Raw genomic sequence first — 21559 nt, 5'->3', positions numbered from 1 at the left:
CTACGCGTCAGCTCCCGTAAGGACGGCATCGTGAGCATCAAGGCCGAGTACATCTGGACCGACGGAACGCAGCCCACCGCCAAGCTCCGCTCCAAGACGAAGATCCTCCCGGACGGCGCGGACACCGCCGCCCTCCCGGAGTGGGGTTTCGACGGTTCCAGCACCAACCAGGCCGACGGCCACGCGTCCGATCTCGTCCTGCGCCCGGTCTTCACCTGCCCCGACCCGATCCGCGGCGGCGCCCACCTGCTCGTGCTGTGCGAGGTCGACCACGTCGACGGCACCCCGCACCCCTCGAACACCCGCGCAGCGCTGCGCGCCGTCGCCGAGGAACACGCCGACCAGGAGGCCCTGTTCGGCATCGAGCAGGAGTACACCTTCTTCGAGGGCGCCCGCCCCCTCGGCTTCCCCGAGGGCGGCTTCCCCGCGCCCCAGGGCGGCTACTACTGCGGCGTCGGCGCCGACGAGGTCTTCGGCCGCGAGATCGTCGAGAAGCACCTCGACCACTGCCTCGCCGCCGGACTCGGCGTCTCCGGCATCAACGCCGAGGTCATGCCGGGCCAGTGGGAGTTCCAGATCGGCCCGCTCTCCCCGCTGGAGGTCTCCGACCACATGTGGGTGGCGCGCTGGCTCCTCTTCCGTACGGCCGAGGAGTTCGGCGTCTCCGCCACGCTCGACCCCAAGCCGGCCAAGGGCGACTGGAACGGCGCGGGCGCCCACACCAACTTCTCCACCCGCGCCATGCGCGAGGGCTACGACGCGATCATCACCGCCTGCGACGCGCTCGGCGCCGAGGGCAAGCCGCTGGAGCACGTACGGGCGTACGGGGCCGGCGTCCAGGAGCGGCTGACCGGCGCGCACGAGACGGCGCCCTGGGACGAGTACACCTACGGCGTCTCCCACCGCGGGGCCTCCGTCCGCATCCCCTGGCAGGTCGAGCGCGACAAGAAGGGCTACATCGAGGACCGCCGCCCCAACGCGAACGTCGACCCGTACGTGGTGACGCGGCTGATGGTCGACACGTGCTGCACGGCGCTGGCGAAGGCCGGGCAGGTCTGAGGGTGCCTCTACGGGACGTGCGGAGTCCCGCGCCCCCAGAAGCGTGGCCCCCACCCCTCCAGCGGGGGCCACGCCCCTCCTCCCCCGCCGCCCCTGAAGGGGCTGGCCCCTGGTTCTCCCTCCCACTGCGCTTGGGAGGTCTGCGCGTGGGGGCGCCCCCTGCTCGAAGAGCTTGGGGGAGCAGGGCTGGCAAGCGCAGCCCACTTCGCCGGGCACCCGGACATGAGGGCTGCGTACGGGCTGCCCCGGGCTGTGCTTCGCGGGCTGCGGCTGCGTCGTGGCTTGTCGCGCAGTTCCCCGCGCCCCTAGAGGGGCAAGCCCCGTGGTGTGGTGACCGGGCGCGCCCGCGCGGCGGAGCCGCGAATCGAATACAGGCCCGCGCCCCAGAAGGGGCGAGCCCTGAAGTCAGGGTGGGTCAGAGGGTTGCTTCGGCTGAGGTCAGGGTTTGGGTGATCCTCTCCGCGAAGCGGACGTCGCAGGGGTGCGGAACACCACCACTCGCCGAGGCGAGAAGCGCATCGATCGCCCGCCCAAAAGCCACCGCAGGACCCTCGTCCCGCTCGGGCAGTGAGGCGACCCCCGCCGGACCCCGCACCTCCGCCGCGACCCCGGACGCCGCCGCCGGAACGGTATGGCTCAGCGTCGCCGTACTCGACGCACCGCCCTCGTGCCGTAGCAGGAGATGCACCGTGTCGCCCGCGCCCCGCGCCCCCCGCACGGCCGCGACCGGCCCCAGCAACGGCAGCAGCACCGACAGGGCGTGCGGCCCGATGTCCCACAGCGGACCCCTGTCGTGCCGCCACGGCGACGCGGCGTACGGCGAGTCGGAGTCGGCGAAGACGGGCGAGAGCCAGTCGGCGCGGCCCAGCAGCCAGCCGCCGTCACCCGCGCGGCGCGCCTCGTCGAGCCAGTCGGCGGTCGACGCCGTGAAGTGGAGGGTGAAGAAGACGACCGACGCCACGCCCGCCCGTTCGACGGCGGCCGTCACCTCGCGCGCCCCCTCGACCGTCGTCGCCAGTGGCTTGTCCAGCAGCAGATGGCGGCCCGCCTGGGCCGCCCGTACCGCCAACGGCGCCTGGACGTCGGGCGGGAGCGCGACGGCGACCGCGTCGCAGTCCGCGAAGAGCGCGTCCGGATCGGCGTACGCGCGGGTGTCCAGGCGCGCGGCGAGCGCCTCGGCGGCCTGCGTGCGCCGCCCCCACACCCCCACCAGTTCGACGTCGTCGTGCGCCGCAAGCGCGGGGCCGTGCGTGCGCTCGGCCCAGGGGCCGGTGCCCAGAAGTCCGAATCTCATGAACGCAGCCTAAGCAGCCCGGGCATGCCGGGCAGGCCGGGCAGCCGACGAGGGGCCCCGCCCGCAGGCGGAGCCCCTCGTCACGGCCGGTCGTCCGGAGACGGACGTCAGCGCACGCGCACCGTCGGCTCGTCCGCCGCCGGGTACCCGTAGCCGGGGACCCCGAGCCGGGGGTCGGGGGCGACGGGCGCCACCGGGGGAGTCGGCTCGTCGTCCGACGGGCCGTGCTCCAGGTTCGGCAGCCAGCCCAGCCACTTCGGCAGGTACCAGCACCGCTCGCCGAGCAGCATCATCGCGGCGGGCAGCAGCACCATCCGGACGATCGTGGCGTCCAGCAGGACGGCGACCGCCAGGCCGACGCCGAGCTGCTTCATGTCCGTCATCCGCAGCGTCGCGAAGACCGCGAAGACCGCGACCATGATGACCGCCGCGCTGGTCACCGCGCCCGCCGTGGAGCGGATGCCCTCGCGGATCGCCTCCCGCGTCGACCGGCCCCGGTCCCGCGCCTCGCGGATACGGGAGACCACGAACACGTGGTAGTCCATCGAGAGCCCGAAGAGGACGACGAGGATGAACAGCGGCATCCAGGACTCGATCGCGCCGTTCTTCTCCGCGCCGAGCAGGTCGACGGCGACGCCGTGCTGGAAGACGGCGGTCATCGCGCCGTAGGCGGCGGCCACGGACAGCAGGTTGAGGACGATCGTGACGCCCGCGATGGGGATCGACCGGAAGCACACCAGCATCAGCAGGAAGGTGATGACGGTGATGAAGGCGAGGATCGGCCCGATGTCCTGCTTGAGCTGGTCGTTGAAGTCGGTCGAGGAGGCGAGTTGCCCGCCGACGTACGCCTTGCCGTCCTCGGCCACCGGCTCCAGCTTCTCCGGGACGAGCGTGTCGCGGAGCTGGTCGAGGGCGGCCTTCGAGGTGTCGTCGGTGCCGTTGCCCTTGAGCGGCACGTCGATGGTGGCGACGTTCTCCGCGGCGTGGACCCGGGTCCGTACGCCCGGGCTGAAGTGCTCCTTGTCGGCCTTGACCGCGCGGACGAAGCCGGTCATCGCGCCCCGGACCTCGGCGCTCTTCATGTCGCCCTTGACGACGATGCTCGCCGGTGCCGGGCCGCCGGGGAACGTCTCGGTGATCTTCTCCGTGGCGACGCGCAGTTCGCTGCCCGCGGGCATCTGCTTGTCGATCTCGATCTGCTCGGTCTTCATGCCGAGCGCCGGAGCGGCGAGCACCAGCATCACCGCGGCACCCAGCGCGGCGAACATCCCCGGCGCCGCCAGCACGGGCCGCAGCATCGCACCCGCGAACCGGCCCTGCGGCTTGCGCCGCCCGGCGGCGACGTCCTTCTTACGTCCGCCGAGGAAGGGGACCTTGCCCTTCTCCACGCGGTCCCCGAGCCAGGAGAGCATCGCGGGCAGGATCGTCACGGAGCCGAGCATCGCGATGAGGACGACGAGGATCGTCGCGGCGGCGAAGCCCTTGAAGAGCAGCAGCCCGGACAGGAACATCCCGGCCATCGCCACCATGACCGTCATCCCGGAGACGAGCACGGCGCGCCCGCTGGTCTCGGCGGCGATGCGCAGCGCGGTCTCGGAGTCGCGGCCGTTGGCCCGCTCGTCGCGCTCGCGGCGCAGGTAGAAGAGGCAGTAGTCGACGCCGACGGCCAGGCCGATCAGCAGCATGACGGAGGTCGTGGTCTCGGCGATGTGCATCTTGGTGCTGACCAGCGCGAGCAGCCCGTTGGCCGCGACGAACGCGGTGACGGCGAGCGCGACGGGCAGCAGCGCGGCGACGAGCGCCCCGAAGACGACGAGGAGGATGCCGATCGCGAGCGGCACGGCCGTCCACTCGGCCTTGGCGAAGTCGTCGCCGAGCACCTTGTTCAGCCACTTGCCGCCGCTGGCGTCGCCGGTCTGGTGGACCTGGATCCCGTCGTCCCTGTGCTGTTCGCGCACCTTGTCGACGGCCGCGATGACCTTGTCGGCGGGCTTCTCGTCCTCCTTGATCTGCTCGTCGTCCTTCTTCAGCTCGAAGGTGAGGAGCGCGGCCCTGCCGTCCTGGGAGGGCAGCGCCTTCTGGAGGTTCTGGACCTCCCCGGTGTCCTTGAGCGCCGCCCGGACGTCGCCGGCGGCCCCGCGCCAGCCGTTCCTGGCCTCGCCGCTGACCATCACCGACTCGCTGGGGTGTCCCTTGATCCCCGCGTCGTCCAGGATCTCCATGGCCTTGGCGGAGTCCCCGGCGCCCTCCTCGTGCGGGTCCGGCGCCGTCAGCCCGGTCATCCCGCCCAGTACCGAGGCGATGACGACGAAGAGGAGCCAGCCGAAGATCGCTGTCTTCCGGTGCCGGGTGCTCCATCCCCCGAGCCGTCCGGCCAGGCCCGAGGCCTGCCGCTGTGTGTTCCGTGTTCCGTCCCGCATCGGGTTCTCCGTCTCCCCGTAAGTCCTGGACACGTCCGTGTCGTTGCCCCACCGACGTTAGGAACGGGCGGTCCGGGGCCACAGCCGCCGAACCCCCGTATCGGGGGTGGCACAGGGCCAGCGCCGGGGGTGCACCTAGCACCACCCACGCTCGGGTGCGGAACCCAGTGGATCCCGTGCGGGGCGCGCCGCACACTGGGGAGGACGGTGACCGGAGTGGTTCCGGTCCCGGACGGACGAGGTGAGGCGGAGTGAGCGGGGAGATGAGCGGCTGCGGCACGGCGGTGGACAGGTCGTCCGCCACGCTGTCCCGCACGAGCGGGAGTACGGGCGCGAGTACGGGCATGGGCGCGGGTACGGGCACGGCCACGGGCTCAGGTACCGGCACCGGCACCGGCACCGGCACCGGCACCGGTTCCGGTATCGGAACCGTCACCGGGTCCGGAACGGGCGGGGCGGCAAGCAGGGCGCGTACCTCGCTGCTCGCCGCCGTGCGGGGCCTGGCGCTCTCGTTCGTCTCGCTCGCCGGCTCGCTGACCCTCTTCATCACCACCGTGGTCTCGATGGTGCTCATGCTCCTCGGGGCGGGCGTCTTCACCACCCCGTGGCTGATCGACCTCACCCGCCGCCACGCCAACCAGCGGCGGCTGCTGGCCCGCGACTGGGCGGGCGTCACCATCCTCGCGCCGTACCGCCCGCTGCCGCCGGGGCCCCCGGCGGGCGTCACGGGGCACGTCGAGCGCTGCGTCCTGCTGCTGAAGGACCCGGCGACCTGGCGGGACCTGCTCTGGCTGCTCGTCGACAGCGTCGCGGGCTTCGTCACCGCCCTGCTGCCCTTCGCCCTGATCGCGTACGGCGTCGAGGGCTGGGTGATGTTCTTGGGCCTGTGGAAGGCGGTCGCGGGCGGCTACTGGTACGGGTTCGTCCACGTCCAGGACTTCGGCGACGCCGCCGAGTGCGCGGCGCTCGGCACCGGCCTCGTCCTCCTCGGCCTCGCGGCCAACACGCACCTGCTCAAGGGCCATTTCCTGCTCACCCGCGGCATGCTGGCCCCGAGCCGCGGCGCGCAGCTCGCCCGGCGCGTGGAGCACCTGTACGAGACGCGGCACGACGCGGTGGACTCCTCGGCGGCCGAGCTGCGCCGCATCGAGCGGGACCTGCACGACGGGGCGCAGGCCCGGCTCGTCGCCATGGGCATGAGCCTCGGCACCATCGAGGCCCTGGTCGAACACGACCCGGCCCGCGCCAAGAAGCTCCTCGCGCAGGCCCGCGAGAGCTCGGCGGAGGCGCTGACCGAGCTGCGCGACCTGGTGCGGGGCATCCACCCGCCCGTCCTCGCCGAGCGCGGCCTCGGCGACGCGGCGGAGGCTCTCGCGCTGCGCATGGAACTCCCCGTCGAGGTCGACATCGAACTGCCGGGCCGCTTCGAGGAACCGGTCGAGTCCGCCGCGTACTTCGCGGTGAGCGAGGTCCTGACGAACGCCGCGAAGCACTCGGGCGCCGACCGGGTCTGGCTCGACGCGCGCTACGACGAGGAGGCGGGCGGCCTGCTCCAGATCGCCGTCACCGACGACGGGCGCGGCGGCGCCGACCTCGACAAGGGCACCGGCATGCGGGGCATCGAGCGCCGCCTCGCCCAGTTCGACGGGATCCTCGCCGTCAGCAGCCCGCCCGGCGGGCCGACGATGGTGACGATGGAGATCCCCTGCGCGCTCACGACGAGGAGCTGACCGCTCCGCGCACCGCCTCGTCCGTACGCCCGACCACGGCCGTGCCGTCGTCGGCGGTGATGATCGGACGCTGGATCAGCTTCGGGTGCGCGGCGAGCGCGGCGATCCACCGCTCCCGGGCCCCGGCCTCCCGCGGCCACTCCTTGAGCCCCAGCTCCTTCGCGACGGCCTCGCCGGTCCGCGTGATGTCCCACGGCTCCAGCCCCAGCCGCCCCAGCACGTCCCGCAACTCCTCCTCCGACGGCGGCTCGTCCAGATACCGCCGCACGGTGTACGAGACGCCCGCCTCGTCCAACAGCTCCACGGCACTCCGACACTTCGAACAGGCAGGATTGACCCAGATCTCCATCCCCCAACGGTAAGGGTTGCCCCCTCAGGGGCGCGGGGAACTGCGCGAGCGGGCACAGCGCGCCCGCGGTCCGCGAACCACGGCCAAGGGGCAGCCCCTTCCGGCGCATCGCCGGGTGCGGCTGTGTCTCGGCTGGGCGCGCAGTTCCCCGCGCCCCTGACGGGGTGCCCGGCACTCAGGAGGTGCCCCAGTGGGTGCGGGCGAGGTCGCCCAACTCCCGTACGGCCCGCGTAGGGCTGAGCCCCTTGCGCCGTACGAAGAAGACGTCGAGCACCGGCTCCTCCACCCACCGCAGGGCGACCAGCTCACCCCGCTCGGCCTCCCGGGCCACGGACCCCGCGGGGGCCAGCCCCACACCGAGGCCCGCGGAGACGCAGCGCCGCAGCGCCTCCAGGCTGAAGAACTCCACGGTCGGCGGCCGGAGCCCGGCCCTGCTCAACTCCCGCTCGATCACGATCCGCTGAGCGCACCCGGCCTCCAGCAGCAGCACCGTCTCCCCGGCGAGATCGGCCGTCTCCACGCGCGCCGCCGACGCCAGCGGGTGCCCGGCGCGGGCGATCAGCCGCAGCGGCTCGCGCAGCATCCGCTCGGCGCGCACCCCCGGCTCGTTCACCGCCTCTTCCTGGAGGAACCCGGCGTCGATGGTGCCCTCGGCCAGCGCGTCGAGCAGCGGGCCGCGCCCGGCGGGCTGGAACGCGAGCCGCAGCCGCGGGAAACGCTCACGCACGGCCCTGAGTACGGGCGGCAGATGGTGCGCGCACAGGCTCTCCGGCGCCGCGAGCCGCAACGTGCCCCGCACCTGGTCCGGGTCGTCGCCCGCGCCGCGCACCGCCTCGCGGGTCTGCTCGGCGTGCCCGAGCAGCGCACGCGCGTGCCCGCACAGCTCGCGGCCCGGCTCGGTGAGCAGCACCCGCCGCCCCAGCCGCTCGAACAGCGGCACTCCCAGCTCGGCCTCCAGTGCCTTCACATGCGCGGTCACGCTCGACTGCACGTACCCCAACTCCTCGGCGGCGCGCGTGAAGTGCAGGTGCCGGGCCACGCAGAGGAACGTCTCCAGGTGCTTGAGCTCCATGGGCCGATGGTGTCACGAACCCATCGCCGACACCGATCGAACGTATCGAAAACCTTCGTTGGACGCGATGGATCGAGGCGGCCTACAACTCGACCATGACCACCTGCCCCACCGCGCCCCACCCTCCGGAGGCCGACGACGGCCTCGACGGCCGGCCCTTCCGCTTCCTCCTCGCCGGAACGGTCGCCGTCTTCGGCAACCTCTCCCTGCTCCTCGCCGTCGTGCCGCTCTGGGCCGAGGAGGGCGGCGGCGGCCACGGCGGCGCGGGCGCGACGACCGCCGTCACCATGGCCACGACCGTCGCCGCGCAGCTCTGCATGGGCGCGGTCCTGCGCCGTACGGCCGCCCGCCGCGCGCTGTCGCTCGGTGCCCTCACCATGGGCGTCCCCGCCTTCGCCTACGCCCTCTCCGACGGCCTCGCCTGGACCCTCGCCGTCTCGGCCGTACGGGGACTCGGCTTCGGCATGGTCACCGTCGCGGGCAGCGCCCTCGTCGCCGAACTGGTCGCGGAGAGCCGGCGCGGCTCCGCCGTGGGCCGCTACGGAGTCGCGATCGGCATCCCGGCCGCCGCATCCCTCCCCGTCGGCGCCTGGGCCGCGCATACGTTCGGCTATCTGCCCGTCTTCCTCGTGGCGGGCGCGCTGGGCGTGGTCGCGGCCCCGCTGAGCGCGTGCGCGCGCGGCGCGCGGCCGGAACCGGCGGTCCGCCCCTCGCAGCCGGACCGCGGCAGGGGGCCGCTGCGCCCCCTCCTCACGCCCTGGACCCTGCTCTTCGTCTCGGTCGGCACCTTCGGGAGCGTGGCCTCGTTCCTGCCGCTCGCGCTCAGCGCGCCCGGCGCGGCGCCCGCGGGACTGTTCGCCCTCTCCACGGCGCTGATCGCCGGGCGCTGGGCGGCGGGCGTACGGAACGACCGGCGCGGCGGCGCGGGCCGCCTCTCCGCGCCCTCCGCACTGCTCTGCGCCCTGGGCATGCTCGGCCTCGGCGCGGCGGGCGCGGTGCCCGAACCGCTCGCCATGCCGCTGGCCCTCGTCGCGGGCGTGGCCCACGGCTTCGGCCTCGGGGCGCTGCAGAACGACACGCTCGTCGCGATGTTCCACCGCGCGGGCCCGGGCCGCCACGGGACGGCGAGCGCCGTCTGGAACACCGGCTACGACGCGGGCTTCGGCGCCGGCGCCCTCACCACGGGCCTCCTCTCCCAGACCCTCGGCCTCCCCCTCCACGCGACCTTCGCCTTCCTGGCCCTGGTCCTCACCCTCACAGCGGCAGCCACCCTGAGAAGAACCCGCACTTGAGCGCCCCGTCAGGGGCGCGGGGAACTGCGCGATCAGCCACGACACAGCCGCACCCGGCGCTACGCCGGACGGGGCGCACCGTCACCCGGAGAAGGCACGGAGCGCCTCCTCGTCCGTCGCGCGGGCCCGGAGGAAATAGTCGGTCCAGGACGCCACGTCCTCGTACCCGGAGTCGGCCACGACACGAGCGACGGCGGCATCCACGTCGTACCCCGTACGCCGCAACTCCGCACCGGGCCCGAGCAGGGCCCAGTGCGCCCCGTCGCGCCCGTACGGCATTCCGACGCTGCCGGGATTGACGACGAGCCGCCCGTCCACGAGCCGTACGAACGGCATGTGCGTGTTGCCGCAGACGACCGTACGGACCTCGTCCGCGAGGCCCGCGAATACCTCACGCCACCGCGCGAGCGGCGAGTCGACGACGACGGGTTCCGCGTCGTCACGCGGCGTCGCGTGGCAGAAGAGCACCGGCCCCATGCCGGACACGTCCAGCGTGGCCGTGCCGGGCAGGGAGCCCAGCAGTTCGACCTGGTCCTCGCGGAGCGCTCCGGCGGCCCAGGGGCCGATGGGATCGGGGATCGTGTCGCGCGTACCGCGCCGGTACTCGACCAGCTCGCGGTCCGCGTTCCCGCTGATCCACAGCGCCCGGTCGCCGAGCCCGGCGAGGAGGTCGAGGGTCTCGGCGGGCTGCGGCCCGGCGGCGAGGTCGCCGGTGAGGACGACGAGGTCGGCGCCCCGCACGTCCGGCTCGGCGAGCACCGCCTCCAGCGCGGGGACGACGCCGTGGACGTCGGACAGTACGGCTACGCGATGCGGCATGACCGCAGCCTCCGCGCACCAGGCCCATCCCGGCAAGAGGCCGCCCCACGCCCAGCGCGAACACGCGCGAGGGGCGGACGCGGGATCACGGGATCCCTCGTCCGCCCCCTCATCGCGCGACGCGAACAGCGACGTACGGGCTACACGAGCGCCGACACCTTCTCGCGATAGGCCCGCACCGGCGCCGCGTCCCGGTACGGCTCCAGGCGGCGCTCGAAGTCCCGCACGTACTCGTGCGCCCGCACCGACCGCATCTCGGCCGCCTGCAGCGCCGCCTCGGCGGCCAGCGCGCAGGCCTGGTCGATCTCGCCGAGGCCCAGGCGCGCGGTCGCCAGGACGATCCGGCAGAAGAGGCGGCTGCGCGCGAACCCCGCGCCGCGCAACTGGAGCGAGCGCTCCGCGTGCTGCGCCGCCGCCCGGTACTGCTGGAGGTCCCGGTGGCAGTGCCCGAACTCGTCCGCGAGCTGCGCCTCGTCGAAGAACCGTGCCCACTGCGGCACGTCCTCGCCGGGCCGCGAGGCCTCCAGCGCGCGCTCGGCCCGCGCCAGCGACGCCGTGCAGGCGCGCACCTCGCCGAGCACGCCGTGCCCGCGCGCCTCCGCCGCGTGCAGCAGTGCCTGGACGACGGGCGCGGCCGAGGCGCCCACGCCCTGCTGCGCGACCCGCGCGAGCTGCACGGCTTCGCGCCCGTGCCCGAGGTAGACGGCCTGCCTGCTCATCGTCACCAGCACATAGCTGCCGAAGGCCCGGTCGCCCGCGGCCTGCGTGAGCCGCAGGGCCTGCACGAAATAGCGCTGCGCGAGGCCGTGCGCCGCGATGTCGTACGACGTCCAGCCCGCGAGCCTCGTCAGATCGGCGGCGGCGCCGAAGAGCCGCCGCCCGAGCTGCTCCCCGTAGACACCGCGGAGCATCGGCTCGGCCTCGTGCTCCAGATAGCGGACGAGGGCCTGGCGGGCGTGGCCTCCCCCGTACGCGTGGTCGAGCGCGCGGAACAGCTCGCAGACCGAGCGCAGGGCGGCCACGTCCCCGCCCGAGACGCGCTGGCCCGGGCCGCGCTCGATCCGGTCCAGGCGGGCGGCGGACAGCGGGGGCCGGGCGACGACGCCCGTGCCCGCCATCCGCGTCTGCGCGGGCACACGCAGCCCGACGCCCCCGCCTCCGCCACCGGGCCCGGGGCCGTGCCCCGGGCCGTGTCCATGTCCTGGCCCATGGCCGGGTCCGTGCCCCGGCCCGTGTCCGGCCCCGTGCGCGCCGCCGGAGCCCGGCCCCGCGCCCGCTCCTCCGGCGCCGCCCGGCCCTCCGGGCCCGCCCGCGGTGCCCGGCGTGCCCGCCGCGCCGCCGCTCTCGGGCTCGGGACCGCGGGCCACGCGCTCGTCGGCCCGCCCGATCAGCCAGTCCCGGCTCGGCACCACCAGCCCGGCGGGGGTGAAGGCGATCTTGCGCAGCTCGGCGTGGCTGCCGGAGTCCTTGCGCCACAGCCCGCTCACGATGTCCACCGCCTCGGCGGGCGTCGCGGCGAACTCCAGACCGGCGTACACGGGGGCGCACGCGTCCAGGCCGAGATCCTGTGCGGTGAGCCGTCGGCCGAGCCGGCGGGTGAAGACCTCCGCGATCAGCGCGGGAGTCGTGCCCCGTGGCTGCTGCCCGCGCAGCCACCGCGTCACCGACGTCTTGTCGTAACGCAGATCAAGACCGTGTTCCAGGCCGAGCTGGTCCACGCGCCGGGCCAGGCCCGCGTTGGAGAAGCCCGCCTCTGCGATCAGAGCGGCAAGCTGGCGGTTGGGGATGCGCTGCTGGGAGGACTGGTTCGCAGAGGTCACTGCGGCCCCAGGTCGTTCCATCGTCATCGGCTTTACGGTCTCCTGCCCTCGCGGCTTACGGCAGACGCCGGGGCGCCCTGCTGGAACGGCGCGAATGTAACGGGCCTTCGCACACCACTCGCGCCCTTCGTCGCGTATTCATCCGTACGTGTGAGGGGGTGGCCTCATGCCGGACCCGCGCGCCCCGCCCGTAGAGTGGCGGAGGGGCGCGAGCGCGCGGCGCCCCCCGGCGACGCGCTGAACGAGGAGGAACGGCATGGGGCAGCCCGGGGCGCACGGCCAGGGGAACGGTGAACTGCGCTTCGTTCACCTGGGGTTCGGCGCCGACGCCGTGGAGTACCTGGAGGCGTGGCAGGAGCAGCGCAGAGTGCACTCGGCGCGCTTCGCCGACGAGGTCCCCGACACCTGTCTGCTGCTGGAGCATCCGCCCGTGTATACGGCTGGACGGCGCACCGCGGACGACGAGCGCCCGCTTGACGGCACCCCGGTCGTGGACGTGGACCGCGGCGGCAAGATCACCTGGCACGGCCCGGGCCAGCTCATCGGCTATCCGATCCTCAAGCTGCCCCGCCCGGTGGACGTGGTGGCGCATGTGCGCCGGCTGGAGGAGGCCATGATCCGCACGTGCGCCGCGTTCGGCCTGGAGACCACCCGTGTCGAGGGCCGCAGCGGGGTGTGGGTCCTGGGCGACCCGGTCGAGGAGCGCCCGGCCGCCACCGGTCTCTCCCTGGACCTGGACCCGCGCATGAGCCAGGGCGGGGGCGAGGACGAGTACGACCCGCGCCTCATGGGCCCCGAGTACGCCCCCTCGAACGCGGGCCAGCGCGGCGAGGACCGCAAGCTCGGCGCGATCGGCGTCCGCGTCGCCAAGGGCGTCACGATGCACGGCTTCTCGCTGAACTGCGACCCCGACAACACCTGGTTCGACCGGATCGTCCCCTGCGGGATCCGCGACGCGGGCGTCACCTCGCTCTCGAACGAGCTGGGCAGGAATGTTCCGGTCTCCGAGGTGCTTCCGGTAGTGGAGAAGCACCTGCGCGAGGTGCTGGAGTCCGCAGAGCCGGTGCCCCGCGCGGTCTGAGCCCTCATAGGGCGTGTACGACCCATAAAGCACAGGCGTAGGCTGGCCTACGCCGACGATTCGAAAGTACGTAGGGAGCCGGACGTGTCCGCTGTCGCACCCGACGGTCGCAAGATGCTCCGCCTGGAGGTCCGCAACAGTCAGACCCCCATCGAGCGCAAGCCCGAGTGGATCAAGACCCGGGCGAAAATGGGCCCCGAGTACAACGCCCTGCAGAACCTGGTCAAGAGCGAGGGCCTGCACACGGTCTGCCAGGAAGCGGGCTGTCCCAACATCTTCGAGTGCTGGGAGGACCGCGAGGCGACCTTCCTCATCGGCGGCGAGCAGTGCACCCGGCGCTGCGACTTCTGCCTGATCGACACGGGCAAGCCCCAGCCCCTCGACCGGGACGAGCCGCGCCGCGTCGCCGAGTCCGTCCGCTCGATGGAGCTGCGGTACGCGACGATCACCGGCGTCGCCCGCGACGACCTGGACGACGGCGGCGCCTGGCTCTACGCGGAGACGGTCCGCCAGATCCACGAGCTGAACCCCGGCACCGGCGTCGAGCTGCTCATCCCCGACTTCAACGCCCAGCCGGAGGCCCTCGCCGAGGTCTTCGACTCCCGCCCCGAGGTCCTCGCGCACAACATCGAGACGGTCCCGCGGATCTTCAAGCGCATCCGCCCCGGCTTCCGCTACGAGCGCTCGCTGGAGGTCCTGACCCGCGCCCGCGAGGCCGGTCTGATCGTCAAGTCGAACCTGATCCTCGGCCTGGGGGAGACCCGCGAGGAGATCAGCCAGGCCCTGCGCGACATGCACGAGGCGGGCGCCGAGCTGATGACGATCACCCAGTACCTGCGCCCGACCCCCCGCCACCACCCGGTGGAGCGCTGGGTCAAGCCGCAGGAGTTCGTCGAGCTGAAGCAGGAGGCCGACGAGATCGGATACGCGGGCACGATGTCGGGCCCGCTCGTCCGCTCCTCGTACCGCGCGGGCCGCCTGTACCAGCAGGCGATGGAGGCCCGCGGCGCGGCGACGTCGGCGGCGTAGGCGGCGCAACCCCGGGCGCAGGCGTCAGGAACGCGTGGCGATCCCTTGTGCGGACTTTGATGCTCCGGACATCCGCTGGTAATACGGATTCGTGACGATGGGTTCACGTACCGCATCCACGTACCGCATCCACGAGATGAGAGGGATCGCCATGCGACGGGCGCTGAAGAGACTGGAGAGCCTGGAGGGCCTGCTCCTGGGCCGGGGCCACAGGACGGCGCGTCGTAACGCCTGGGTCTCCGTCCAGGAGGACCGCCGCCGTGCCCGCGCCCGCGGCGAGGCCGAGCGGCTACTGGACTCCGCGCGCGAGGGTACGCGCCACGCCACGTAAACTTCCTCCCATGGCGAGGAAGGACAACACCGAGAACCCTGGGCGGCTCAAGCAGATCGCCCAGACGTACAAGATGACCCGGCGCGTGGACCGGAAGATCGGCTGGATCCTGGCCGGCGTAGGGATTGTCACCTTCGGTGTCCTCCTCGCGATCGGCTTCCTGATCGATCACCCGATCTACCTGGGCATCCTGGGCCTGCTGCTGGCGTTGCTCGCGTGCGCGATCGTCTTCGGACGCCGTGCCGAGCGCGCGGCGTACGGCCAGATGGAGGGCCAGCCGGGCGCGGCTGCCGCGGTCCTGGAGAACTTCGGAAAGGGCTGGCACGTCACCCCCGCGGTCGCGATGAACCGCAGCCAGGACGTGATCCACCGCGCGGTCGGCAAGGCGGGCGTCGTGCTCGTCGCCGAGGGCAACCCGAACCGGCTGCGTGCCCTGCTGGCCTCCGAGAAGAAGAAGATGGCCCGCGTCCTGGGCGAGGGCATCCCGGTCCACGACATGGTCGTCGGGAACGAGGAGGACCAGGTCCCGCTGACCAAGCTCCGCACCCGGCTGATGAAGCTCCCCCGGGTCCTCCCGGGCTCCCAGGTCACCGAGGTCAACGATCGCCTGCGCGCGCTGGGCGACCTGATGAAGAACATGCCGATCCCGAAGGGCCCGATGCCGAAGGGCATGCGGATGCCGAAGGGTCCGAGCGGCGGCGGCCGCCGCTAGCGGAACGAGGCCTACGACAGAGGGCCGGGCGCGAGAACGTACGCGCCCGGCCCTCGTTCGTTTCTGTGTCGGGCTGGGCTCAGATCCGCACCTGCACGGCGCCGGAGAACCGGTCGTGCAGTCCGCGGTTGTCGCGGTCCCAGACGAGGGCGGGGATGGCGAGCCCGAGCAGGACCGTACGGATGGCCGCACGCCACACGGGGAGCTTGCCGAGGCCGTGGACGGAGACGACGCGGAGGCCGAGAAGCCGCTTGCCCGGCGTCGAGCCGATCGTCCCCACGGTCAGCAGGCTCATCACGAGGAAGACGACGAGCGCCCAGTTGTTGGTCGAATGGATCTGCCGGTCGGCCAGCAGTCCGAAGGCGATCAGGGCCGAGAGCGCCCAGTCGATGAAGAGCGCGCCGAACCGGCGGCCCATGGGGGCGATGGAGCCGGGGCCCGACTCGGGGAGGCCGAGCCGCTCGCCGCGATAGCCGAAGTCGCCGACACCCATGTCCTCGGCGGCGGCACGCGGCCCGGAGAGCCACGATCCGATTGCTTCCCTGTTGTCCACCCGTCCACGGTATCGAACGGTATCGATGGCGCGGCGGCGCGGGGTGAGCTCGTGCCCGCCTGGTTAACATCGGCGAAACAAATGAGTCATGCTGGAGAAATGGCCCCTGCCTATGGTCGGTCCCCAGCGTGCCACCGCACTGGCCCGCGCCCGGAGCAACTCCCGTCCCACCGGGATGGACGGGACTAGGAGGACTTGGATGTTCCAGAACCCCGACGAGGCCAAAAAGTACATCGCGGATAATGACGTCAAGTTCATCGACGTACGCTTCTGCGACCTTCCGGGCATCATGCAGCACTTCACGGTGCCTGCCGAGACCTTCGACCCGACCGAGAGCCTGATGTTCGACGGTTCGTCGATCCGCGGTTTCCAGGCCATTCACGAGTCGGACATGGCGCTCGTCCCGGACCTCTCCACGGCCCGCCTGGACCCCTTCCGCTCCGAGAAGCACCTCAACGTCAACTTCTTCATCCACGACCCGATCACCGGCGAGCAGTACAGCCGTGACCCGCGGAACGTGGCGAAGAAGGCCGAGGCCTACCTCGCCTCCTCCGGCATCGCGGACACCGCGTTCTTCGGCCCCGAGGCCGAGTTCTACGTCTTCGACGACGTGCGGTTCGAGACCAAGGCCAACGCGGGTTACTACCACATCGACTCCGAGGCCGGCGCCTGGAACACCGGCACGGTCGAGGACGGTGGCAACCGCGGCTACAAGGTCCGCTACAAGGGCGGCTACTTCCCCGCCCCGCCGGTCGACCACTTCGCCGACCTGCGTGCCGAGATCTCCCTGGAGCTGTCCCGCGCGGGCCTTCAGGTCGAGCGCCAGCACCACGAGGTGGGCACGGCAGGCCAGGCGGAGATCAACTACAAGTTCAACACCCTGCTGGCCGCCGCCGACGACCTGATGCTCTTCAAGTACATCGTGAAGAACACGGCCTGGCGCAACGGCAAGACGGCCACGTTCATGCCCAAGCCGATCTTCGGCGACAACGGCTCCGGCATGCACGTCCACCAGTCCCTCTGGTCCGGCGGCGAGCCCCTCTTCTACGACGAGCAGGGCTACGCGGGCCTCTCGGACACCGCCCGCTACTACATCGGCGGCATCCTGCGCCACGCCCCCTCCCTCCTGGCCTTCACGAACCCGACGGTGAACTCGTACCACCGCCTGGTCCCCGGCTTCGAGGCCCCGGTCAACCTGGTCTACTCCCAGCGCAACCGCTCCGCGGCCATGCGCATCCCGATCACGGGCTCGAACCCGAAGGCGAAGCGCGTCGAATTCCGCGCCCCGGACCCCTCCTCGAACCCGTACCTCGCCTTCTCCGCCCTCCTCATGGCGGGCCTCGACGGCGTCAAGAACAAGATCGAGCCCGCCGAGCCGATCGACAAGGACCTCTACGAGCTCGCCCCCGAAGAGCACGCGGACGTCCCTCAGGTCCCCACCTCGCTCCCGGCCGTCCTCGACGCCCTGGAGTCCGACAACGAATACCTCCAGGCCGGCGGCGTCTTCACCGCCGACCTGATCGAAACCTGGATCGACTACAAGCGCACAAACGAAATCGCCCCCATGCAACTCCGCCCCCACCCGCACGAGTTCGAGCTGTACTTCGACATCTAAAACGCGGGTTCGGGCGACCTGGGCCGAGACTCTGGAAACCGCTGTGACCTGCGGAAACAGTGCCTTCTGTTTCTCACTGGTCCCGGCTGATTTCCGGGCTCTTGTGCACCGGATGTGCACCGGCCGGTCGATTCTCTGACGTGACGTCAGGACAGATATGAGGGCCGCCCTCCCTGCCCGGGACGGCGGCCCTCGTCGTCGGCTCGGCCACCGTTGGCCCGCAGTACGGACGTCCGGGTCGGTACTCGCCGTGGGGGATGGCGAGGGACCACAGGGCATCGCGGAGCGCGACGGCCTCAGCGATGCACTCGGGGTCGTCGATGACCTCGTGTCCCGTCACCCGTCTCGCATCGGTGTGGCCGACGGCCAGGAGGCGGTCGTCTATGAGCCACCAGTCCTTTCCGTCGAACGGGAAGACCAGATCACCGGGAACGGTGTGGCGGGGGAGCCAGCGGATACCCTCACCGGCCTCCAGGTTGCGGGGAGTGGTGCGGTGCTCCCACCGGATGTACGGCGTGTGGGGGTGGGAGACGACGCGGACGCGTCGAACGGCCTTTCCCTCGCCCGTCAGCCGCTTGACCATCCGCGTCCACGGCTGCATGAAGGCGTAGTCCACCGGCTCGTCGGGGAGCCAGCTCTCGAAGGGGCCGTCCTCGTCGGGCACCGAGTAGTCGTCCCGCAGTTCCAGGTGGAACGCGTCGTGCGCGCACGCCTCGATGAGCCGGTTGCGCTCGACGCCGGTGATCAGCTCCACGCGGTTCCTCCACCTTGGAGACCTCGCTGACTGCTACGGGACCGCCGTTTCGATGGTTTCGAAGATGTCGGAGCCGGTGCCCGCAGCTCGGACAGCAACTCGGCACCCTCACCCGCCGGCGGTCCCCCGGGAGCGGGGGGACCGTCCCCGGCTCCCGGTCCCCGGGGACCGACTGCGATCCGGGGACCGGTCCCCGCTCCCGCTGCCGGGGAGGTGCAGTTGTCCGGGGATCGCGACCGGTGGTCAGACGCTGTGCGGGAATGCGTCGGGGGTAGGGGAGTCGCTACGTTGTTCAGGCATACGTTCCTCTCCTGCGATCCGCATTGTCGGAAATGGGCTTGGGGTCACCTACGTGCAGTACGAGTCGCGCGTCCGCAACCACATCATCGAGCCGCTCGGCGCCCTGCGACTGCGGCAGATCAAGCCCTCCACCGTCCAGCCCTGGATCAAGCGCCGCCGCCAGGTCCTCGACGAGACGACCGTGGGCCGAGGCCGCAAGTGGGAGAAGTGCCGCGACAAGATGATGCACGCCCTCCGGCACCTCTTCGCCTCCGAGGCCATCAACGAGGGAGTCGACGTCCACACCCTCGCCGACCTCCTCGGCCACGAGGACCCGGCCTTCACGCTGCGCCGGTACGTGCACCGCGTGACGGGCGCCGTGGCGGAGGCCGGGAAGGCCATCGGCAAGCGGTATCGCCTCGCGGCCTGGCGTCTGGCCGATTCGCTCGCCGGCTGCGGTGAGGAGAGGATCGCACGCATCGTCCGCCTGCGGCTCGGTGCGGTCATGGAACCTGTGCGGTACCGCCCTCGTACTCCCATGCCTGATCCGCCGCGATGAGCCCGCTCGCGGACAGGGGCGGACCGTCGCACTCGGAAGCGGCGGACATCAGCCGGGCGGCCGACGCCGCCGTGCTCCCGGGTGGGATGACGAGCAGGTCCCAGCGGCCGGCGCCGTAGGACAGCAGTAGCAGCTTGTGCGGGTCGAGTTCGGGGGTGAACCAGCCGACCTTGACGACGTGGCCGAGCACGGGCACTTGGCGCGGTACCACGGGCCAGTGCTCCGGATTGACGGCGACCCGGGTGACGCGGCCCCACACGGGTGCCAGGGCTTCGATGAGCGCGGGCAGCTCGACCAGAAGATCCCGGGAACGAGGCCACCAGGCACCGTCCAGGAGCCCACGGGAGCCGCCGTCGGGCTTGAGCGTGAGACGCGCGGCCCCGCCTGCGCGGGGCGGGCTCTGCGGTGGGGGCAGGGGGAGGATCGCTGACATGACGCGGACCCGTCTCCAGACCACTTCCGCAGTGGCCCGGGATTCGTCTCTCACCGAGAACGACCCGGCGTGGAAGCCGGTGTGCGAGATGCTCTCGATCCTCTCCAGCCTACTCCCCGCCCGCCGCGTGCCCGCTAGAGGCGGAGCAGGCGCTGGGTGATCTCCCTGTACTCCCGCATCGCCAGCCGGAGTTCCGTGGATTCCGCGGAGGAGTCCTGCCAGCCCGTGCGGAGGGTCCGTCGCCGTTCCGCGAGGGCGTCCGCGAGCAGGGTGCTGACGTCGTCGAGGGCGGCCTCGGCTTCTGCCAGGGCCTCGCGCGGGTCGTCGGCCAAGGTGTTGAGGGCGTGTCCGAGGCGCAGCGATATCCGGTCGCGTGCGTCCGGCGGGAGCAGCGCGTTCGCGCTCGGGCCGCGCCGCTCACCACGCTCCGGGGGCTGGTCGGGGGGCTGTTGGGCGCGTTGCTGGTCGTACATGCTCGCCTGCCGCTCTGTCGCGATGACGATCACCGTGAAGATCGTGCCGGTGATCCTGTCCTTCATCCTGCGCGTCGTGTCCGGCGAGGCAGGACGGCGAACTGCCTCCCTGGCGTGTTCCCTCGTGCGGTGACGCCAGTCAACGTCCGGCGGGAGAGCGTGTCAACGTGCCTTCGTCGCCGGGAGTACGCTCGTAAGAAGAGGAACGCGGCGTGCCCGCCCGACGGTTCGTCTCCGGGCGCACCGGTTCCGAGCACGCCACCCCGCCCGTCGGGGGCAGCCCGAGACCCCGGCCGCACCTCATCCCAGCGGCGGTCCCGAGGCCAAGGAGTGCCCCGTGCCCCCAGTGCCCCCAGTTCCGCGACGCCCACGAGGGCGGCTCCGCCTGACGGCGACCACCGCTTCCACCGGCCATCCTCCGGCTATCGACAGGTGATCCCATGACCCTCGTACTGCGGACCCCGCCCCCCTCCCGCCCCGTCCTCCGCCTGCGTCTGGCTCCCCGCCGCGGCATGCCGCGCTCCATCGACGGTGCGTGGTGGCCCCGTTCGTACGATCTCACCGCGGAACTGCCGTCCCTGCTCGCCGGGCTGCCGCGCGCGTGGGGCCACATCACCAGCGTGATGGTCAACGGGGCCACGTGGCCCGCGGCTCCCGGCCACGTTCTCGTCGGCGACCGGATCGTGCGGCTCAGGAGGACGCTGGCGGCCTCCGCCCCGAACACCGTCATCCTCCTCTCGCCGGGCCGGGGGCGCTGGGACCTGCTGGTCGTGCCCCCGGATACGGATGAGGAGTCCGCGGAACGTCTCATGGCGGCGGCTACCGACGGTCGCGCCTGAGCAGGTGTGCGGCGGGCGGACCGGCAGCTCACGCGGGTCCGCCGTGGAGGGCCCGTTCCGCTGTCATGAGCGCGGTCGCCGTCTTCGGCAGCGCGTGCGCACGCTCGCGGCGGCCAGCAGCCGGGCGGCCGAGGGGATGCCGGTCTCCGGGGGGATCACGAGGAGGTCCCAGCGGCCCGCCGTCGAGGACAGCAGCAGGATCCTGTGCGGGTCCGGCTCCGAGTAGAACCAGCCGACCTTCACCACATAGCCGTTGATGAAGAGTTTGCGCGGGATGACCGGCCAACAGTGCTGGTTGAGGGCGATACGGGTGATTCGCCCCCCCAGCGGATCCAGCACGTCCGTGAGAGCGGACAGCTCGGCTGTGAGGTCACGTGTACGCGGCCACCAGGCACCGTCCAGTTCACCGGGCTCCCGGGAAGGGCTCACGGGTTTCAGCGCGAGGCGGGCCGTCGGGGCCCTGAAGGGCCCGGCCGCTGACAGGGGATGCTCGGCGATCGCGGACACTGCGCGAACCTGTCTCCGGACTCCCGCGCGGCGACGGCCGCCCGGTGTCGTCTCTCACCGGGAACGACACCGGCATCGGGGCCGGTGTGCGAAACGCTCCCGATGGCGTCACCGTACTCCTCTCAGGGGCCGGACGGACCGCTCGTGGCCGACGGCTCTCCCGCGCCGCTCTGCCGGACGTCGTTCTCCGCGGAGCGGCTGGAGTCCAGCCAGGTCTGCGCCGGTTCCGGGGCGCGGTTCGTGTCCACGGTGAGTTCAAGGCGGGTCCCGCCCTGGTCGCCCGCAGGGTAGCTGCGCTGCTCGGTGGCGGCGAAGTGGCGGCGGATGGTCTCCGCGACGCGCCGGGCGGCCTCGGGGGTCTCCGCGACGATGTGTACCTCGGCGTGCTCGTCCGGGGGTGTCTCCGCTGGCTGCATGGTGACCTCTTTGTCCGACAGGACGGGAGAAGGATCTTCACCCTACTCCGGCGGCCAACCCAAGGCCGCTTCCCGGCGACGGGCGGGCTCGGCTTCCCCGGCCGTCGGACGCCGGTAGTACGG

The 21559-nt window shown here is 72.2% G+C and carries 22 protein-coding genes; 10 read left to right on the top strand and 12 right to left on the bottom strand.

The window, feature by feature from the left end; translation table 11 throughout:
• Positions 1-30: 30 nt before the first annotated feature.
• Entirely contained in the window at positions 31-1059 is a 1029-nt protein-coding gene (gene glnII, locus ABD343_RS24235) for a glutamine synthetase (RefSeq protein ID WP_344531430.1), read from the top strand.
• Positions 1060-1474: 415 nt separating this feature from the next.
• Here the strand turns inward: glnII and ABD343_RS24230 are convergent, their stop codons facing one another.
• Positions 1475-2353, bottom strand: a complete 879-nt coding sequence (locus ABD343_RS24230; RefSeq protein ID WP_344531429.1) for a Gfo/Idh/MocA family protein — start codon at positions 2351-2353, stop codon at positions 1475-1477.
• A gap of 107 nt (positions 2354-2460) precedes the next feature.
• Complete coding sequence (locus tag ABD343_RS24225) at positions 2461-4773, bottom strand: MMPL family transporter (RefSeq protein WP_344531428.1); 2313 nt, start codon at positions 4771-4773, stop codon at positions 2461-2463.
• Positions 4774-5024: 251 nt separating this feature from the next.
• On the opposite strand from ABD343_RS24225, the gene ABD343_RS24220 reads away from it, so the two are divergent.
• Positions 5025-6503, top strand: coding sequence for a sensor histidine kinase (locus ABD343_RS24220; RefSeq protein WP_344531427.1), 1479 nt, complete (start codon positions 5025-5027; stop codon positions 6501-6503).
• Here ABD343_RS24220 and ABD343_RS24215 read toward each other — a convergent pair.
• Together ABD343_RS24215 and ABD343_RS24210 are read right to left on the bottom strand one after the other, a co-directional pair.
• On the bottom strand, positions 6487-6852 hold the full coding sequence (locus tag ABD343_RS24215) for an arsenate reductase family protein (RefSeq protein WP_344531426.1): 366 nt from the start codon (positions 6850-6852) through the stop codon (positions 6487-6489). The genes ABD343_RS24220 and ABD343_RS24215 overlap by 17 nt on opposite strands.
• 175 nt (positions 6853-7027) lie before the next feature.
• Positions 7028-7924 (bottom strand): LysR family transcriptional regulator, encoded by an 897-nt coding sequence (locus tag ABD343_RS24210; RefSeq protein WP_344531425.1) that lies wholly within the window; start codon positions 7922-7924, stop codon positions 7028-7030.
• A gap of 95 nt (positions 7925-8019) precedes the next feature.
• Here ABD343_RS24210 and ABD343_RS24205 point away from each other — a divergent pair, with 95 nt between their 5' ends.
• The gene (locus tag ABD343_RS24205; RefSeq protein ID WP_344531424.1) at positions 8020-9216 is read left to right on the top strand and encodes an MFS transporter; all 1197 of its coding nucleotides are present in this window, start codon (positions 8020-8022) and stop codon (positions 9214-9216) included.
• Positions 9217-9297: 81 nt separating this feature from the next.
• Here the strand turns inward: ABD343_RS24205 and ABD343_RS24200 are convergent, their stop codons facing one another.
• Together ABD343_RS24200 and ABD343_RS24195 are read right to left on the bottom strand one after the other, a co-directional pair.
• On the bottom strand, positions 9298-10035 hold the full coding sequence (locus ABD343_RS24200; RefSeq protein WP_344531423.1) for a metallophosphoesterase family protein: 738 nt from the start codon (positions 10033-10035) through the stop codon (positions 9298-9300).
• Between the two features lie 140 nt (positions 10036-10175).
• Positions 10176-11882, bottom strand: coding sequence for an NsdA family TPR-like regulatory protein (locus ABD343_RS24195; protein ID WP_344531422.1), 1707 nt, complete (start codon positions 11880-11882; stop codon positions 10176-10178).
• A 229-nt stretch (positions 11883-12111) separates the two neighbouring features.
• On the opposite strand from ABD343_RS24195, the gene lipB reads away from it, so the two are divergent.
• From lipB to ABD343_RS24175, 4 genes are all read left to right on the top strand, one after another.
• Complete coding sequence (gene lipB, locus ABD343_RS24190) at positions 12112-12936, top strand: lipoyl(octanoyl) transferase LipB (RefSeq protein WP_344531421.1); 825 nt, start codon at positions 12112-12114, stop codon at positions 12934-12936.
• An 84-nt stretch (positions 12937-13020) separates the two neighbouring features.
• Positions 13021-13965, top strand: coding sequence for a lipoyl synthase (gene lipA, locus ABD343_RS24185; protein ID WP_344531420.1), 945 nt, complete (start codon positions 13021-13023; stop codon positions 13963-13965).
• A 97-nt stretch (positions 13966-14062) separates the two neighbouring features.
• Positions 14063-14296, top strand: a complete 234-nt coding sequence (locus ABD343_RS24180; RefSeq protein ID WP_425578255.1) for a hypothetical protein — start codon at positions 14063-14065, stop codon at positions 14294-14296.
• 10 nt (positions 14297-14306) lie between these two features.
• On the top strand, positions 14307-15008 hold the full coding sequence (locus tag ABD343_RS24175) for a DUF4191 domain-containing protein (RefSeq protein WP_344531419.1): 702 nt from the start codon (positions 14307-14309) through the stop codon (positions 15006-15008).
• Positions 15009-15087: 79 nt separating this feature from the next.
• On the opposite strand, the gene ABD343_RS24170 is transcribed toward ABD343_RS24175, so the two are convergent.
• On the bottom strand, positions 15088-15561 hold the full coding sequence (locus ABD343_RS24170) for an RDD family protein (RefSeq protein ID WP_344531418.1): 474 nt from the start codon (positions 15559-15561) through the stop codon (positions 15088-15090).
• 199 nt (positions 15562-15760) lie between these two features.
• Here ABD343_RS24170 and glnA point away from each other — a divergent pair, with 199 nt between their 5' ends.
• On the top strand, positions 15761-17176 hold the full coding sequence (glnA, locus tag ABD343_RS24165; protein WP_344531417.1) for a type I glutamate--ammonia ligase: 1416 nt from the start codon (positions 15761-15763) through the stop codon (positions 17174-17176).
• Positions 17177-17249: 73 nt separating this feature from the next.
• Here glnA and ABD343_RS24160 read toward each other — a convergent pair whose 3' ends face one another.
• The gene (locus tag ABD343_RS24160) at positions 17250-17930 is read right to left on the bottom strand and encodes a DUF6879 family protein (protein ID WP_344531416.1); all 681 of its coding nucleotides are present in this window, start codon (positions 17928-17930) and stop codon (positions 17250-17252) included.
• A 352-nt stretch (positions 17931-18282) separates the two neighbouring features.
• Between ABD343_RS24160 and ABD343_RS24155 the strand changes: the two genes are divergently transcribed.
• On the top strand, positions 18283-18768 hold the full coding sequence (locus ABD343_RS24155) for a tyrosine-type recombinase/integrase (protein WP_344531415.1): 486 nt from the start codon (positions 18283-18285) through the stop codon (positions 18766-18768).
• Here ABD343_RS24155 and ABD343_RS24150 read toward each other — a convergent pair.
• Positions 18713-19309 carry a DUF5994 family protein gene (locus tag ABD343_RS24150; protein ID WP_425578290.1) on the bottom strand — a complete coding sequence of 199 codons (597 nt, stop codon included), beginning with the start codon at positions 19307-19309 and terminating at the stop codon, positions 18713-18715. The genes ABD343_RS24155 and ABD343_RS24150 overlap by 56 nt on opposite strands.
• Before the next feature lie 26 nt (positions 19310-19335).
• Positions 19336-19674, bottom strand: a complete 339-nt coding sequence (locus ABD343_RS24145; RefSeq protein ID WP_344532221.1) for a hypothetical protein — start codon at positions 19672-19674, stop codon at positions 19336-19338.
• 440 nt (positions 19675-20114) lie between these two features.
• Here ABD343_RS24145 and ABD343_RS24140 point away from each other — a divergent pair, with 440 nt between their 5' ends.
• A complete protein-coding gene (locus tag ABD343_RS24140) occupies positions 20115-20513 on the top strand; it encodes a DUF5994 family protein (protein ID WP_344531413.1) in 399 nt (132 codons plus the stop codon).
• 63 nt (positions 20514-20576) lie between these two features.
• Here the strand turns inward: ABD343_RS24140 and ABD343_RS24135 are convergent, their stop codons facing one another.
• Both ABD343_RS24135 and ABD343_RS24130 read right to left on the bottom strand, forming a co-directional pair.
• On the bottom strand, positions 20577-20942 hold the full coding sequence (locus tag ABD343_RS24135; protein ID WP_344531412.1) for a DUF5994 family protein: 366 nt from the start codon (positions 20940-20942) through the stop codon (positions 20577-20579).
• Positions 20943-21142: 200 nt separating this feature from the next.
• Positions 21143-21436 (bottom strand): hypothetical protein, encoded by a 294-nt coding sequence (locus ABD343_RS24130; protein ID WP_344531411.1) that lies wholly within the window; start codon positions 21434-21436, stop codon positions 21143-21145.
• Between the last annotated feature and the right edge of the window lie 123 nt (positions 21437-21559).

Source organism: Streptomyces albiaxialis, from assembly GCF_039530985.1.
Lineage (GTDB): Bacteria > Actinomycetota > Actinomycetes > Streptomycetales > Streptomycetaceae > Streptomyces > Streptomyces albiaxialis.
This window is presented reverse-complemented; position numbering and strand designations above follow the sequence as displayed.

What these genes read in the sequence shown, in the direction of transcription:
- ABD343_RS24230 (WP_344531429.1), bottom strand. Translation starts at nt 2,353, where the DNA reads ATGAGATTCGGACTTCTGGGCACCGGCCCCTGGGCCGAGCGCACGCAC.
- ABD343_RS24225 (WP_344531428.1), bottom strand. Translation starts at nt 4,773, where the DNA reads ATGCGGGACGGAACACGGAACACACAGCGGCAGGCCTCGGGCCTGGCC.
- ABD343_RS24215 (WP_344531426.1), bottom strand. Translation starts at nt 6,852, where the DNA reads ATGGAGATCTGGGTCAATCCTGCCTGTTCGAAGTGTCGGAGTGCCGTG.
- ABD343_RS24210 (WP_344531425.1), bottom strand. Translation starts at nt 7,924, where the DNA reads ATGGAGCTCAAGCACCTGGAGACGTTCCTCTGCGTGGCCCGGCACCTG.
- ABD343_RS24205 (WP_344531424.1), top strand. Translation starts at nt 8,020, where the DNA reads ATGACCACCTGCCCCACCGCGCCCCACCCTCCGGAGGCCGACGACGGC.
- ABD343_RS24200 (WP_344531423.1), bottom strand. Translation starts at nt 10,035, where the DNA reads ATGCCGCATCGCGTAGCCGTACTGTCCGACGTCCACGGCGTCGTCCCC.
- ABD343_RS24195 (WP_344531422.1), bottom strand. Translation starts at nt 11,882, where the DNA reads ATGACGATGGAACGACCTGGGGCCGCAGTGACCTCTGCGAACCAGTCC.
- lipB (WP_344531421.1), top strand. Translation starts at nt 12,112, where the DNA reads ATGGGGCAGCCCGGGGCGCACGGCCAGGGGAACGGTGAACTGCGCTTC.
- ABD343_RS24180 (WP_425578255.1), top strand. Translation starts at nt 14,063, where the DNA reads ATGGGTTCACGTACCGCATCCACGTACCGCATCCACGAGATGAGAGGG.
- ABD343_RS24175 (WP_344531419.1), top strand. Translation starts at nt 14,307, where the DNA reads ATGGCGAGGAAGGACAACACCGAGAACCCTGGGCGGCTCAAGCAGATC.
- glnA (WP_344531417.1), top strand. Translation starts at nt 15,761, where the DNA reads ATGTTCCAGAACCCCGACGAGGCCAAAAAGTACATCGCGGATAATGAC.
- ABD343_RS24145 (WP_344532221.1), bottom strand. Translation starts at nt 19,674, where the DNA reads ATGTACGACCAGCAACGCGCCCAACAGCCCCCCGACCAGCCCCCGGAG.
- ABD343_RS24140 (WP_344531413.1), top strand. Translation starts at nt 20,115, where the DNA reads ATGACCCTCGTACTGCGGACCCCGCCCCCCTCCCGCCCCGTCCTCCGC.
- ABD343_RS24130 (WP_344531411.1), bottom strand. Translation starts at nt 21,436, where the DNA reads ATGCAGCCAGCGGAGACACCCCCGGACGAGCACGCCGAGGTACACATC.